This window comes from Rhizobium sp. SG_E_25_P2, assembly GCF_029892285.1.
Taxonomy (GTDB): Bacteria; Pseudomonadota; Alphaproteobacteria; order Rhizobiales; family Rhizobiaceae; genus Rhizobium_E.
Genome location: NZ_JARXVM010000005.1, coordinates 157,096 through 170,188 on the forward strand (window position 1 = coordinate 157,096; position 13,093 = coordinate 170,188).

Here is a 13,093-nt window from a genome sequence, read left to right on the forward strand (position 1 = left end):
CATTCCCCGGCGCCTTTCGGTAAAGGTATGTGATGCTGACGGTGATGTTGGAATGTGAAAACAGCGAGCCAGAACTCGCCTATACGCTCTCGGTGCTTGTGTCGGGCGCCGTGGATGGCGTCGTCAGCGAAGTCATCATTCTCGACAGGGGGTCTGAGGACGGCACCGCGCGCTTGGCGGATGCGGCAGGATGCAAATATTTGGTCGACTGGGCTCTGGCCGATATCGTGCATGCCGCGCGCGGCGAATGGCTTTTGTTTCTACAGCCCGGAGCCCGACCGCAAAGCGGCTGGGTCGAGGAAGTTCTGGAATATGCGGCTGTTGACGGCAAGCCTGCACGGTTTTCGCCGTCTCGACGGTTTCGCAAGCCGTGGTTCAAACGCATCATGCAGCGCAATGAACCGCTGGAGGATGGTTTCCTTGTTCGCAAGCGCGATATCTTGCCGGCGCTGAAGGCTGGCGCTGATATTGCGCGCTTCATGCGCGGCGTGGCGCGCCGCCGGCTGCGATCGGAACTCATTCCCGCCTGGGTCCTGCGCGGACGCCGCAGAGACGCAGTGTCATAGGTCTTGTATGAGATATTGTTTATAAGTAGCCAGTAAAATTAGGGGAAACTTAAGCGTGAAGCCGTAAAATTACGGACAAACGCCGGAAACTGTCATGTTTCCGAGCGTCTCTGGACGCCGAGGGGACCTGATGACCAACCTGAAGATTGCGCATAAGCTTTACCTGCTGGTTTTTGCATTGATGGCCGCCTTTGCGGTTGCCGTGACATTCGAAATCCGCGCCGCCTCCGACGCGGTCTACAACGAACGTTATGAGATGTTGCGAACCGAAACGGAAACCGCCGTCTCGATCCTCAAGCAATTCCATGAACGTCAGCTTGCGGGCGAACTGACCGAAGAACAGGCGCGGGCCCAGGCCTATCAGGTCGTCAACGGCATGAAATATTCGCCGGATGGCTATTTCTTCGCCTATGACTACGACCTGAACATGGCCTTCCATTACGATAAGGACAAGGTCGGCAAAAATCTCCGCGGCAAACCGGATCCCAAGGGGACGCTGTATCGCGAAGAACTGCTGAAGCTCGGCCAGGCAGGCGGCGGCCGCACGGATTTCTACGCCTCCAAACCCGGCGAGCCGAAAGACGCGTTCTTCCGCAAGAGCGCGTATGCGCTGGCGTTCGAGCCATGGAAGCTGGTCGTGGTCACCGGTCTCTATATCGACGATCTCGATGCCCAGGTGAACGGCATGATCAGCCAGGCCATTGGCGTCATCCTGGCCATTTTCGCCCTGGGCTCGGCGCTGGCCTATCTGATTATGCGCTCGATCACCAAGCCGCTTGAAGACGTCCGCCAGGCGCTTGGCGCGGTCGCGGATGAAAACACCACGATTGCCGTGCCGCATGCGTCGCTCAGCAACGAAATCGGCATGATGGCGCAAGCCACCGCTGCGCTGCAGGCCAAGATTCGCGAGCGGCATGAACTGTCCGAGCGCGAGGCGCGCCAGCAGCGTGAACTCGCCGCCGAGCGTGAAGCCAATGCTCAGCGTGAGCATGAGGACGCTGAAGCGTTGTCGCGCGTCGTGCAGGAAATCGGCGCCACCATGGAACAGCTCGCCATCGGCGACCTCACCGTGCGCTGCAGCGATCTCGGCGGCAAATATGAATCGCTCAGGATCAACCTCAACCAGTCGCTGTCCAAGCTGGAAGGCGCCATGTCGAAGGTCAATCGCAAGGGCGAGGATATCGGCGCGTCCAAGGACGAGATCCGGCGGGCATCCAGCGAGCTTGCGCTGCGCACCGAGCGTCAGGCCGCCAATCTTGAGGAAACCTCGGCGGCCATCGACGAATTGTCCGTGACTGTTCGCCAGACTGCGGAGGGCGCCCGCGAGGCCGCCAACCGCGTCGCCACTGTGTCCGGCGAGGCCAACAGCAGCGACAAGATCGTCGCCCGCGCCATCACCGCCATGAGCGGCATCGAAAGATCATCGACGGAGATCACCAAGATCATCGGCGTGATCGACGAGATCGCCTTCCAGACCAACCTGCTGGCGCTGAACGCTGGCGTCGAGGCGGCCCGCGCCGGCGAAAGCGGCAAGGGCTTCGCGGTTGTGGCGCAGGAAGTGCGCGAGCTCGCCCAGCGCTCCGCAGCCGCCGCCAAGGAAATCAAGGAGCAGATCTCGCGGTCGTCGATGCAGGTTTCTGAAGGGGTGGATCTTGTGGGGCAGACTGGCGAGGCGCTGAAACGCATCTCCGACCAGATCAGTTCGGCCAACTCCATCGTCGAGAAGATCGCCCATAGCGCGCAGGAGCAGGACGCGACGTTGAAGAGCATCGCAAGCTCCGTCAATCAGCTCGATCTCGCCACGCAGCAAAACGCCGCCATGGCGGAGGAAACCACGGCTTCCGCTCAGGTGCTGGCCGACGACACCGAGGAACTGGTCAAACTCATCAGCGCTTTCCGCGTTCATCCCAACGCCGGAGCGCATCACCGGCAGGCGGCTTGAAAGCTTTGACTCACAAAAAAACCGGCCGCGAAAGCGGCCGGTTTGCGTTTGAGCCTATGCTGTTCAGCCCGAAATCTTGCTGAAATCCGCCACCGTTCCGGTCGCGCTGCGGATTGCCGCCAGGAGCGCCAGACGATTGGCGCGGATATCGGCATTCTCATCATTGACGAGCACATCGGTGAAGAAGGCGTCCACGGGGCCGCGCAGCTTGGACAGCGCTTCCATGGCGGCAGCGAAATCCTCCCGCGCCACGGCTTCCGCCGCACTCTGGCTGGCGTTGACGATCGCCTGATGCAGTGCCGTCTCTGCCGGCAGTTTCAGCAGCGACAGATCGATGCGTTCGGCAGCCTTGGTTCCCTTCTTTTCCTCGGCGGCGAGCAATTGCGTGGCGCGCTTGGTTCCCGCCAGCAAGTTCTTGCCATCTTCTGTGCCGATAAAGGCCGACAGCGCTTCGGCGCGGCGCACGATGGTCAAGAGATCGTCGGCGTCTTCGGAAAGCACGGCGTCGACGATGTCGTGACGGCGACCGGCGTCCTTGAGATAGACCTTCAGGCGGTCGTGGAAGAAGGAGAGGAGGTCGCGGTCAGAAGCCACGCTCAACAGTTTGAGGCGGACATTGTTCTCCAGGATGATCCGGATCACGCCCAGCGCCGCGCGACGCAGCGCATAGGGGTCCTTCGAGCCCGTCGGCTTTTCGTCGATCGCCCAGAAGCCCACCAGCGTATCCAGCTTGTCGGCCAGCGCCACGGTCGCGGCCACCTTGTCGGTCGGCACGCGGTCGGAAGGGCCCTGCGGCTTGTAGTGATCCTCGATGGCGGTCGCGACCGCTGCGTCTTCACCCTGCAGCGCCGCATATTTGCGGCCCATGATGCCCTGCAGTTCCGGAAATTCACCCACCGCTTCGGTGCGGAGATCGGCCTTGGCCAGTACCGCGGCGCGATCCACCAGAATGGGATCGGCGCCTGTGGCCTTGGCGAGTTCCGCCGCCAGTGCGCGGATGCGCGTCACGCGCTCGCCTTGGCTGCCCAGCTTGGCGTGGAACGTCACATTGAGATGGTCGAGCTTGGCCATGCGCTGGTCGAGCGGCTTGGAAAGATCGAGGCCGAATTTCGCCGCTGAATCCTTCAGCGCGTCGAGATCGGGCAGGTCGCCCTGGTCGCGTTTGTAGAAATGCGCCGCGTCCGACAGGCGCGCGCGCACGACCTTGCCATTGCCGTGAATGATCTCGGCGCCGCCGTCCTTGGCTTCGATGTTCGAGATCAGGATGAAATGGTTCGACAGCGCCTCCTGGCCATGCAGGCGGGTGACGAAACATTTCTGGTTGGTCTTGATGGTCAGCCGGATGATTTCGGCCGGGATCTTCAGATAATCCTCTTCGAAGCTGCCCATCAGCACATGCGGATATTCCACCAGCCCCGACACTTCCTCGAGCAGGCCCTCGTCCTCGACGAGGTCGAGACCGGAGGCGAAGGTGATGTTCTTGGCGTCGGCCAGGATGATTTCCTTGCGGCGGTCGGCGTCGAGAATGACCTTGGCCTTTTCGAGCGCCGAGACATAGTCCGAGAACCGCTTGACGGTGATGGCGTCCGGCGCGTGGAAACGATGGCCATAGGTGACGTTTGAGGCGACTATGCCGTCGATTTCGAAGGGGATCACCACCGGTTCGTCATGCTCGGGCCCGAAGGTGCAGACGATCGATTGCAGCGGACGCACCCAGCGCAACGAACCCGGCTTTGCCGAGGCCGCGCCTGAACGCATGCTCTTCGGCCAGGGGAAATTGCGGATGATGCCGGGCATCACATCGGTGATGATCTCTTCGGCCGCGCGGCCATGTTTGTGGATCATCGCCACATAGAAATCGCCCTTCTTGGGGTCCGATTTCACCTGCGCCTGTTCGATGGAAGAAAGGCCGGCGGAGCGCAGGAAGCCGTCGATGGCCGCCTGCGGCGCTTTCGTGCTCGGTCCCTTGCGCTCTTCATGCTGATCGGCGGAGCGGGCGGTCAGGCCGCGAATGTCGAGCGTCAGCCGGCGCGGCGTCCAGTATTCGCGTGCACCCTCGTAAGTGAGGCCCGCCTCCACCAGCGCGTCCGTCAACAGCTTTTTCAAATCGCCCGCGGCCTTGCGCTGCATGCTGGCGGGAATTTCCTCGGAGCGGAGTTCAAGAAGAAGATCGGGCATGGTGTCTTTCGCTTTCGCGGGCGGATAGGGAAATGTCGCGCCGGACCTAGCAAGTTCCGCGCCGCTTGTCATGCCTGAATTGCGCGGCGGCTCGGATGGGGAAATTGATAAATATCAGCGGTCGCTAAAGTTGTAGCAAAGCCTTGCAGCCTTCTTTAGCGGGGCTCGCTTATCCTGATCCCCTAGGTCATTTCAGGGGGAATCCCCGCATGCCGCAGGCAGTCTGGAATGCAATGCCCATCTGGGGTCTGGTCACGACCCGCGCCATGCTCCGCTGGACGCTGAGCGACAAGAGCCGCGACGAAGTTCTCTCCGGCGTGCTCAACGAAATCATTTCGACGCGCGAATTCGACCTCGGCCCCTGCGCCGCCATCTTCAACGAAACGCCTTATGGCGGACGGCACAAGCTTCTCTATCACACCCAGGCCGATTGGTGCACGATTCCGCTGGAATATGACCCGCAATCGGGTCAGGCGCAGCCACTCTGTGCGGAAGACCGGGCGCGCTGCTACCTGCTGCCGTTGATCGACCGCAGTTCCGGCGCGGTCTTCGGCTCAGTTCTGTTCCTGGGCAAGAGCCGCCGCCGCATGGACGAGGAGCGCATGGCGGTGTTGCGGCTGCTGATCTGCGACCTCGCCGATATCGTCCTCTCTCGCCGCCGCGCCGACGCCGACCACCAGTTCGCCGATCTCGTCGAGATTTCGACAGACGAGATCTACCTCATCGATCCCGACATGCTAGAGATCTTCCGCGCCAATGGCACCGCGTCGATCAAGACCGGTTATCGCGAAGACCAGCTCATTCGCATGACGCCGGTGTCTCTGAAACCCGAACTTTCGCTCGACGAGTATCGCATCCTCATCAATCCCGTACTGAGTGGCCGCGAGAAATTCGTGACCTTCGAGACGTTTCACGCCCGACGTGACGGCAGCCAGTACCGCGTTACGGTGAAGGTCATCTCGCTCAGGGGAGAGAAGGGGGAATGCCTTGCCGAGGTGGTGTTCGATACGACCGAAGAACAGCGCAAGATGCTGGGCATCCTTCAGGCCGCTTTTGAGGCGTTTCCGGGCGGTATCGCCGTCTTCGATCATCGGCTCGACCTGTTGATCGCCAATCGCCATCTCTACGAGCTTCTTGATGTCACGCCTGACGCATTCCCGCCCGGCGCCAGTTTCGAAAGCCTGATCCGCATCAATGCCGAGCGCGGCGAATATGGCGATGGCGACATCGACGCGCTGGTGCTGGAGCGGGTCAATCACGCCCGGCTCTTCCTGCCGCATAGTTTCGAACGCGCCAACGGCAATGGCAAGGTGCTCGCCGTGCGCGCCGAACCACTCGCCGCCGGCGGCTATATTCTCAGCTACACCGACATCACCGTGCGCAAGCAGGCGGAGATCGAACTCATCCGCCATCGCGACCAGTTGGAGGATCAGGTCCGCGAACGCACGCTGGAAATCGAAGCCCAGGCGCATGCGCTCGAAGAGGCGCTGAACCATGAAAAGCAGATCAATGCGCTGCAGCGCCAGTTCGTCTCAATGACCAGCCACGAATTCCGCACCCCGCTCGCCATTATCGACGGCGCCGCCCAGCGACTGCTCCGCCGCAGAGGCGCGGTCGATCAGGACTTCCTCACCGAGAAGACTGGCCAGATCCGCGCATCGGTGGCCCGGATGGTCGAGCTGATGGAGAGCTTCCTCTCTGCCGGTCGCATGACCACGGGCAAGATCGAACTCAATCTCGCCGATTGCTCCATCAGGACGCTAATCGAACAGGCGGTGGAGCGTCAGCGCGAATTCTCCAAGCGCCATCGTTTCCATGTCGACCTGCAATTCCTGCCCGAAAAGATCCGCTGCGATCCGCTCGGAGTCGGTCAGGCGATCACCAATCTGCTGTCGAACGCGGTGAAATACTCGCCGCATGCGCCGGATATCGAGATCACCGGCTGGGACGAGGGCGACTATGCGGTGATTTCCTTCCGCGATCATGGCGTCGGCATTGATACCGACGACATACCGAAAATGTTCTCGCTCTATTTCCGCGCCCGCACCTCCACGGGCATCGCCGGAACGGGGATCGGGCTCAACCTCGTCAAGCAGATCGTCGATCTGCATGAAGGGGACATCAGGGTCGACAGCGAGCGGGGGCAGGGGTCGACATTCACCCTCATCCTGCCAGTGCATGGACCCGCAACCAAGCCGCAGGCGGAGCGCGCAAATGCGCCCATCCGTCCGGCCCAGCAAGAAGAAAGGATATCGGCATGATCACCATTCTCTGCGTCGAAGACGAAATGGACGTCCGCGAGCTGATCACCGAGGAGTTGGAAGACGCCGGCCTGCGCGTGCTTCAGGCCTCCAACGGCAAGGAAGGGCTGGAGAAAATTCTACAGCACCGGCCTGATATCGTCATCTCGGACATCACCATGCCCGAAATGGACGGAACCGAGCTTCTGGCGGAATTGCAGATCAACTATCCACAATTCGCCAACATGCCGTTCATCTTCCTGACCGCGCTCGCCGACCGGGAGAAGATGCTCGAAGGCATGCGCGCCGGCGCCGACAACTACATGACCAAGCCGATCGATTTCGACGTGCTGATGGCCAAGATCCAGGGGTTGGCGCTCCGGATCGAAAACCGGGTCGCGGCGGGGCTGGAGTTCTGAGGCTCAGCCTTCGACGATCTCGACCCCAAGCGAGCCCAGCGCCTTCCAGTAATCCGGATAGGTCTTGCCCACGCAGAGCGGATCGAGAATGGTGACGCCGTCGATCTTGAGGCCGGCAAGCGCAAAACTCATGGCGATGCGGTGATCGGCGAAGGTGTCGATTTCGGCCGGCAGGCGCTGGCCGATCAGGCTCGGGTCCGAGGCCACGATCAGGTCGTCGCCCTCTTCGGTCGCCAGCCCCGGCCGGATGGCGTTAAGGCCTGATGACAGCGCGCGGATGCGGTCGCATTCCTTGACGCGCAGATTGGCGATGCCGACGAAGCGCACCGGCGTTTCATTGAAGGCCGAGAGCACGGCGATCGTCGGAATCGCGTCCTGCATCTGCGAGCCGTCGATGACGGCCGGAATATGCGGGAAGGCGGAGATGACCTCATAGGCCTTGGCGTCCGGCTGGGTGAAGGCGCCGGCGTCCACGCCGATATCGATCTTGCCGCCTGTGAGCGCTTCCGCAGCCCAAAGATAGGTGGCGGCCGAGGCGTCGGGCTCGATATGGTAATCGGCGGCGACATAGCCGGAAGGCTGTACGCGCCAGGTGGAGGGCGAGGTTTGCTCGACCTCGGCGCCGAAAGCGCGCATCGAGGCGAGCGTCAGGTCGATATAGCCGCGCGCGCCGATTTCGGCGCCGGCGAGTTCGATGTCGAAGGGTTCGCTGGCGAGCGGCGCGGCCATCAAGAGCGCCGAGACATATTGGCTGGAAAGCCCGGCGTCGATCACCACGCGATTGGTGGTGAAGCGTCCTTCGGCGTCGACGGTCACCGGCGGGCAGCCGGTCGGCGCCTCGATCTGGACGCCGAGCGAGCGCAGCGCCTCGACCAGCGGCAGGATCGGCCGCTTGCGCATATGCTGGTCGCCATCCACCACGAAACGGCCCTTGGCGAGCGCCACCGCCGCCGTCAGGAAGCGCGTCGCCGTGCCGGCATTGCCGAGAAACAGCGGCGTGGCAGGTTCCTTCCAGACGCCGTCGCTGGTGACGACGAAGGTTGTCGCGTCCGGCTCGTCGACCGTCACGCCCATGGCGCGCAGCGCCTCGGCCATATAGCGGGTGTCGTCGCTCTTCAGCGCGCCGGTCAGCCGGCTCACGCCCTTGGCGAGACCTGCGACGAGCAGCGCGCGATTGGTGATCGACTTCGAGCCCGGCGGGCTCACGCGGCCTTCGAGCGGCTTGGAGGTCGGGACGATGGTGAGTTTCTCGAGCGTCATCAGGCGATCCGATACGGGCGGTGCGGTGGAGCCGGCCCCGTCGATCTCACGGCGAGGGCCGGATGCGATAGATAGGCGGCGGACGGCTTACGCCGTCCAGTTGACCCCGCCGGCGTCGGTCAGCAGGAAGGCTTCGCCGCAGGCCTTGGCGAGCGTGCGCACGCGCAGTATATAGCTCTGGCGCTCCGTCACCGAGATCACGCCGCGCGCGTCGAGCAGGTTGAACACATGGCTCGCCTTGATGCACTGGTCATAGGCCGGCAGCACGCATTTGTGCAGGCGCTGATTGTCCTGATCGCCGGGCGCGCCGGCGGCCAGCAGCGCTTGGCATTCCTTCTCGGCGTCGATGAAATGCCGGTGCAGCATCTCGGTATTGGCGTATTCGAAATTATGCCGCGAATATTCCTGCTCGGCCTGCAGAAAGACGTCGCCATAGGAGATCTTCTCGGCGCCGTCGCGGCCATTGAAGTTGAGGTCGTAGACATTGTCGACGCCCTGCACATACATAGCGAGCCGTTCGAGACCATAGGTCAGCTCGCCCGCCACCGGCGAGCATTCGATGCCGCAAACCTGCTGGAAATAGGTGAACTGGCTGACTTCCATGCCGTCGCACCAGCATTCCCAGCCGAGACCCCAGGCGCCCAGGGTCGGGCTTTCCCAGTCGTCTTCGACGAAACGGATGTCATGCAGCAGCGGATCCAGCCCTATGGCCGCCAGCGAGCCGAGATAGAGCTCCTGCAGGTTCGACGGATTGGGCTTCAGGATCACCTGATACTGATAGTAATGCTGCAGGCGGTTCGGGTTTTCGCCATAGCGTCCGTCCGAGGGACGACGCGAAGGCTGCACATAGGCGGCCTTCCACGGCTTCGGGCCCAACGCGCGCAGCGTGGTCGCCGGATGGAATGTGCCGGCGCCCACTTCCATGTCGTAAGGCTGCAGAACCGCGCAACCCTTGTCCGCCCAATAGTTATGCAGGGTCAGGATCAGCGCCTGGAACGAGCGCTTGGGATTCATATGATCTGGGATCGCGGACATGACTTCTACCCTCGGCAATTGCTGGCGGCTGAGTGCCATGGCGGGCGGAAACGGTCAAGGCCCTGCCGCGTGGCAAGCGCCGCGTCCCTGGCTGCTTACTCGGGCAGGTGACACACCGCCTCGATGTTATGGCCGTCTGGATCGAGTACGAAAGCCCCATAATAATTGTCGTGATAATGCGGCCGCAGCCCCGGCGCGCCATGGTCCCTGGCCCCTGCCGCCATCGCAGCTTCATGGAAGGCGCGCACCGCAGCGCGGTCCGTGGCCTGGAAGGCGATATGCAGCACGCCGGTCACCGGCCCGCCGCTGCTGATCCAGAAATCCGGCTTGTCGACGCCATAGCCGGCATGCGCCGCCCCGCCCGTCATCTCCGCCGTCACCTCCATCATCCGCCCCGCGCCGATGGCCGGCATGATCGCATCGTAGAAAGCGCGGGAACGTTGATAGTCCGAGACCGGAAATCCGATATGGTCGAGCATGATATCCTCCATGTATGTTCTCTAAATGTTCTCGCTATTCTCGGTCGACTGTCAAGCAGTTTGCGGAATTTCGCGTAACCTGAATTGATCTGCTTCAAAGCGGGCTGGACACTTAACCCGCAGCATCCCCGGACCACCGGGAAAGGACCGCAGAATGGACAGACAAGGCCTGTCAGAGCACGAAGCCGCTGCGCGCCGCCTCCAATTCGGTCCCAACGCCTTGCCGGAACGGAAATCCCCGTCCTTTTTTCGCGTTTTTCTCGGCCAGTTCCTCAGTCCGTTGATCTACATCCTGCTGGCCGCCGCAGCCCTCTCGGTCTTTCTCGGCGATGTCGAGGATGCCGGTTTCATCGGCGTGGTTCTCCTGGCGAATGGCCTGATCGGGGCTGTGCAGGAGTTTCAGGCAGGCAAGGCGGCGGCGGCGCTCCGGCAGATGGAAGAGGCGAGGGCGATCGTCATCCGCGACGGCGAGCGCCAGGAACTTCCCGCCCGCGATCTCGTTCCGGGCGATCTCGTCTGCCTTGAGGCGGGCGGACGCGTGCCTGCCGATCTCAGGCTCATCGAGGTCAATGACCTCCGCTGCGACGAGTCGCTTCTGACCGGCGAACCCGATGCGGTGCGCAAATGGCCGCGCGACGACGATCAGGGCGATCTCAGGGCCTCCACCGCCTTTTCCGGATCGATGGTTACCCGCGGTCGGGGTTTGGGCGAGGCGGTGGCGACGGGGCTGGCCACCGAGTTCGGCAAGATCGCCGCCGCGATCAGCGGATCCCAGAGCGAACGCCCGCCTTTGCTCGTCCGGCTTGAACGCTTTTCGAAAAATCTGGCGATTGCGGTGCTCGTTGCAGCCGTGCTGCTGATCGCCGCCGGCTGGCTGCGCGGCATGCCGCTTGCAGAACTGTTCATGGTCTCGGTCGGTCTCGCCGTCAGCGCCATTCCCGAGGGATTGCCGGTGGCAATCACGGTGGCGCTCGCCATCGCCATGCGGCGCATGGCCCGTCGCAATGTGATCATGCGCAACATGCCGGCGATCGAATCGCTGGGGTCATGCACCATGATCGCCACCGACAAGACCGGCACGCTGACCATGAACGAGTTGACCGTCACCGATATTCTCCTGCCGGACGGTTCCGAAATCACGCTTGAGGATCACCTTCGTCCCCAGTCGATCGAGGAAGAGCCGCTTCTGTCGCATGCCCATCCGCAGGCGCGCCCGCGCATGGCGCGGCTTCTGCGCGCCGCTTGCCTTCCCAATGAAGCCAGTCTGGTGTCTGAAGAAGAGGGCTGGCGCGGTCTGGGCGACAGCGTCGATGTCGCCCTCCTGCACGCCGCGCGCAAAGGCGGCCTGATCCATGCCGATGTGCTGGCCGACCATCCGCTGCTCAGCCGCATCCCTTACGAGCCGGATCTGAAATACGCCGCCTCCTTCCATGATCTGGGAGACGAAATCAGGATTTTCGTCAAGGGCGCGCCGGAAACGCTCGCCGCCATGGCCGACGCGATCGCGATCGGCGAAGACGACCAACCGATCGATCGCGCTCTGCTGGCCGCTCAGAAGGACGCGATGGCGGAGCGCGGATTGCGGGTGCTGGCGTTTGCGGAAGGACGGATTGCCTCAGGCGCCAGCGGCCAGCTTACCGGCGCGCATCTCGCGGGGCTGACGTTCCTGGGCCTTGCGGGCATGAAGGACCCGCTGCGACCGGAAGTTCCACAGGCGATGGCGGCCTGCGCCGCCGCCGGCATCGGCGTGGCCATGGTTACCGGCGATGATCCGGTCACCGCCGCCGCCATCGCCCGCGAAGCCGGTCTTCGGGCTGAGGACGACGAGATCGTGACGGGCCCGCAGCTGGCCGAGGCCGAGGCGAAAGGTCCGGCTGCGGTCGACGCTCTGACGGCCAAGGCGCGCATTTATGCGCGGGTCGAGCCGCTGCAAAAGCTCGCCATCGTCCGGTCGCTGGCCCGATGCGGACATATCGTCGCCGTGACCGGCGACGGCGTCAACGATGCGCCGGCGCTGAAAAACGCCCATGTCGGCGTCGCCATGGGGCGCAAGGGCACGGATATCGCCCGCGAAAGCGCCGATATCATCGTCACGGACGATAATTTCGCCTCCATCGTGGCGGGCGTGCGCGAAGGCCGCGTCGCCTTCGCCAATATCCGCAAAGTCATCTTCATGCTGGTGGCGACGGGCGCGGCGGAGGTGCTGCTGTTTCTGTTCACCGTGCCGCTCGGCTTGCCGATGCCGCTGCTGGCCGTCCAGCTTCTCTGGCTCAATCTCGTCACCAATGGCGTTCAGGATGTGGCGCTCGCCGCCGAACAGGCCGAAGGCGACGAACTCGCCCAGCCGCCGCGCCGGCCCGATGAGCCGATCTTCGATCGCGTGATGATCCGGCGCATCGTCTTCACCGCGCTGTTGATGGGCGGAGGCGGCTTTGCTCTCTATTATTGGCGGCTTCAGGCCGGCGCGCCGATCGATTTGATCCGCAACGAACTGCTTCTGTTGTTCGTGATGTTCGAAAATGTGTTGACGCTGAGCGCTCGCAGCGAGCGGGCCAGCCTGTTTGGCCGCCGCTTCTTCTCAAATCCTTTGCTGCTGGCGGGCGTCGCGATTACCCAGCTTTTGCATGTCGGGGCCATGTATGTCCCGGGCCTGTCCGACACGCTCGGGGTCAGTCCCGTGACCTTGGAGGAATGGGCGATGCTGATTGCGCCCGCCGCTGCCCTGTTGCTGGCGCTGGAAGTCGAAAAGGCGCTACGGCGGCGCTTTACGCCTCGTCGGGGCGCTTGACGCGATATTCGCCGGTGACCGGATCCTTGACCAGCGTTCCAAGCGCGCCGGTCTCGGCCTCGCGCCGCTTGGCGGCGTTGGCCTTGGCCAGCTTCACGGCGTCGGCGACGAATTTCTTGTAGACGATCCAGCCAACAAGCCCGATCACGACGACGAAGATGATCTTCGATAAACCCACTTTACAAT

The 13,093-nt window shown here is 62.8% G+C and carries 10 protein-coding genes; 5 read left to right on the forward strand and 5 right to left on the reverse strand.

The window, feature by feature from the left end; genetic code table 11:
* The first annotated feature begins 32 nt into the window (after window positions 1–32).
* Window positions 33–566 carry a glycosyl transferase gene (locus M2360_RS09585; protein WP_280774744.1) on the forward strand — a complete coding sequence of 178 codons (534 nt, stop codon included), beginning with the start codon at window positions 33–35 and terminating at the stop codon, window positions 564–566.
* 130 nt (window positions 567–696) lie between these two features.
* A complete protein-coding gene (locus M2360_RS09590) occupies window positions 697–2,508 on the forward strand; it encodes a methyl-accepting chemotaxis protein (RefSeq protein ID WP_280774746.1) in 1,812 nt (603 codons plus the stop codon).
* Window positions 2,509–2,571: 63 nt separating this feature from the next.
* Here M2360_RS09590 and glyS read toward each other — a convergent pair whose 3' ends face one another.
* On the reverse strand, window positions 2,572–4,686 hold the full coding sequence (gene glyS, locus M2360_RS09595) for a glycine--tRNA ligase subunit beta (protein ID WP_280774748.1): 2,115 nt from the start codon (window positions 4,684–4,686) through the stop codon (window positions 2,572–2,574).
* Between the two features lie 209 nt (window positions 4,687–4,895).
* Here glyS and M2360_RS09600 point away from each other — a divergent pair, with 209 nt between their 5' ends.
* Both M2360_RS09600 and M2360_RS09605 read left to right on the forward strand, forming a co-directional pair.
* Window positions 4,896–6,947, forward strand: coding sequence for a PAS-domain containing protein (locus M2360_RS09600; protein WP_280774750.1), 2,052 nt, complete (start codon window positions 4,896–4,898; stop codon window positions 6,945–6,947).
* Entirely contained in the window at window positions 6,944–7,345 is a 402-nt protein-coding gene (locus tag M2360_RS09605; RefSeq protein ID WP_137156603.1) for a response regulator, read from the forward strand. The genes M2360_RS09600 and M2360_RS09605 overlap by 4 nt, the downstream gene beginning before the upstream one ends.
* 3 nt (window positions 7,346–7,348) lie before the next feature.
* On the opposite strand, the gene aroA is transcribed toward M2360_RS09605, so the two are convergent.
* The 3 genes from aroA to M2360_RS09620 form a co-directional block, all read right to left on the reverse strand.
* Complete coding sequence (gene aroA, locus M2360_RS09610; protein ID WP_280774752.1) at window positions 7,349–8,605, reverse strand: 3-phosphoshikimate 1-carboxyvinyltransferase; 1,257 nt, start codon at window positions 8,603–8,605, stop codon at window positions 7,349–7,351.
* A gap of 87 nt (window positions 8,606–8,692) precedes the next feature.
* Window positions 8,693–9,640 carry a glycine--tRNA ligase subunit alpha gene (locus M2360_RS09615; protein ID WP_280774754.1) on the reverse strand — a complete coding sequence of 316 codons (948 nt, stop codon included), beginning with the start codon at window positions 9,638–9,640 and terminating at the stop codon, window positions 8,693–8,695.
* A gap of 95 nt (window positions 9,641–9,735) precedes the next feature.
* Window positions 9,736–10,119, reverse strand: a complete 384-nt coding sequence (locus M2360_RS09620; protein WP_280774755.1) for a VOC family protein — start codon at window positions 10,117–10,119, stop codon at window positions 9,736–9,738.
* A 154-nt stretch (window positions 10,120–10,273) separates the two neighbouring features.
* Here M2360_RS09620 and M2360_RS09625 point away from each other — a divergent pair, with 154 nt between their 5' ends.
* Window positions 10,274–12,907 carry an HAD-IC family P-type ATPase gene (locus M2360_RS09625; RefSeq protein WP_280774757.1) on the forward strand — a complete coding sequence of 878 codons (2,634 nt, stop codon included), beginning with the start codon at window positions 10,274–10,276 and terminating at the stop codon, window positions 12,905–12,907.
* Here the strand turns inward: M2360_RS09625 and M2360_RS09630 are convergent.
* The gene (locus M2360_RS09630; protein WP_280774758.1) at window positions 12,885–13,085 is read right to left on the reverse strand and encodes a hypothetical protein; all 201 of its coding nucleotides are present in this window, start codon (window positions 13,083–13,085) and stop codon (window positions 12,885–12,887) included. The two genes, M2360_RS09625 and M2360_RS09630, sit on opposite strands and share 23 nt — an antisense overlap.
* Window positions 13,086–13,093 lie beyond the last annotated feature (8 nt).

What these genes read in the sequence shown, in the direction of transcription:
- M2360_RS09600 (WP_280774750.1), top strand. Translation starts at nt 4,896, where the DNA reads ATGCCGCAGGCAGTCTGGAATGCAATGCCCATCTGGGGTCTGGTCACG.
- M2360_RS09625 (WP_280774757.1), top strand. Translation starts at nt 10,274, where the DNA reads ATGGACAGACAAGGCCTGTCAGAGCACGAAGCCGCTGCGCGCCGCCTC.
- M2360_RS09615 (WP_280774754.1), bottom strand. Translation starts at nt 9,640, where the DNA reads ATGTCCGCGATCCCAGATCATATGAATCCCAAGCGCTCGTTCCAGGCG.
- glyS (WP_280774748.1), bottom strand. Translation starts at nt 4,686, where the DNA reads ATGCCCGATCTTCTTCTTGAACTCCGCTCCGAGGAAATTCCCGCCAGC.
- M2360_RS09590 (WP_280774746.1), top strand. Translation starts at nt 697, where the DNA reads ATGACCAACCTGAAGATTGCGCATAAGCTTTACCTGCTGGTTTTTGCA.
- M2360_RS09605 (WP_137156603.1), top strand. Translation starts at nt 6,944, where the DNA reads ATGATCACCATTCTCTGCGTCGAAGACGAAATGGACGTCCGCGAGCTG.
- aroA (WP_280774752.1), bottom strand. Translation starts at nt 8,605, where the DNA reads ATGACGCTCGAGAAACTCACCATCGTCCCGACCTCCAAGCCGCTCGAA.
- M2360_RS09585 (WP_280774744.1), top strand. Translation starts at nt 33, where the DNA reads ATGCTGACGGTGATGTTGGAATGTGAAAACAGCGAGCCAGAACTCGCC.
- M2360_RS09620 (WP_280774755.1), bottom strand. Translation starts at nt 10,119, where the DNA reads ATGCTCGACCATATCGGATTTCCGGTCTCGGACTATCAACGTTCCCGC.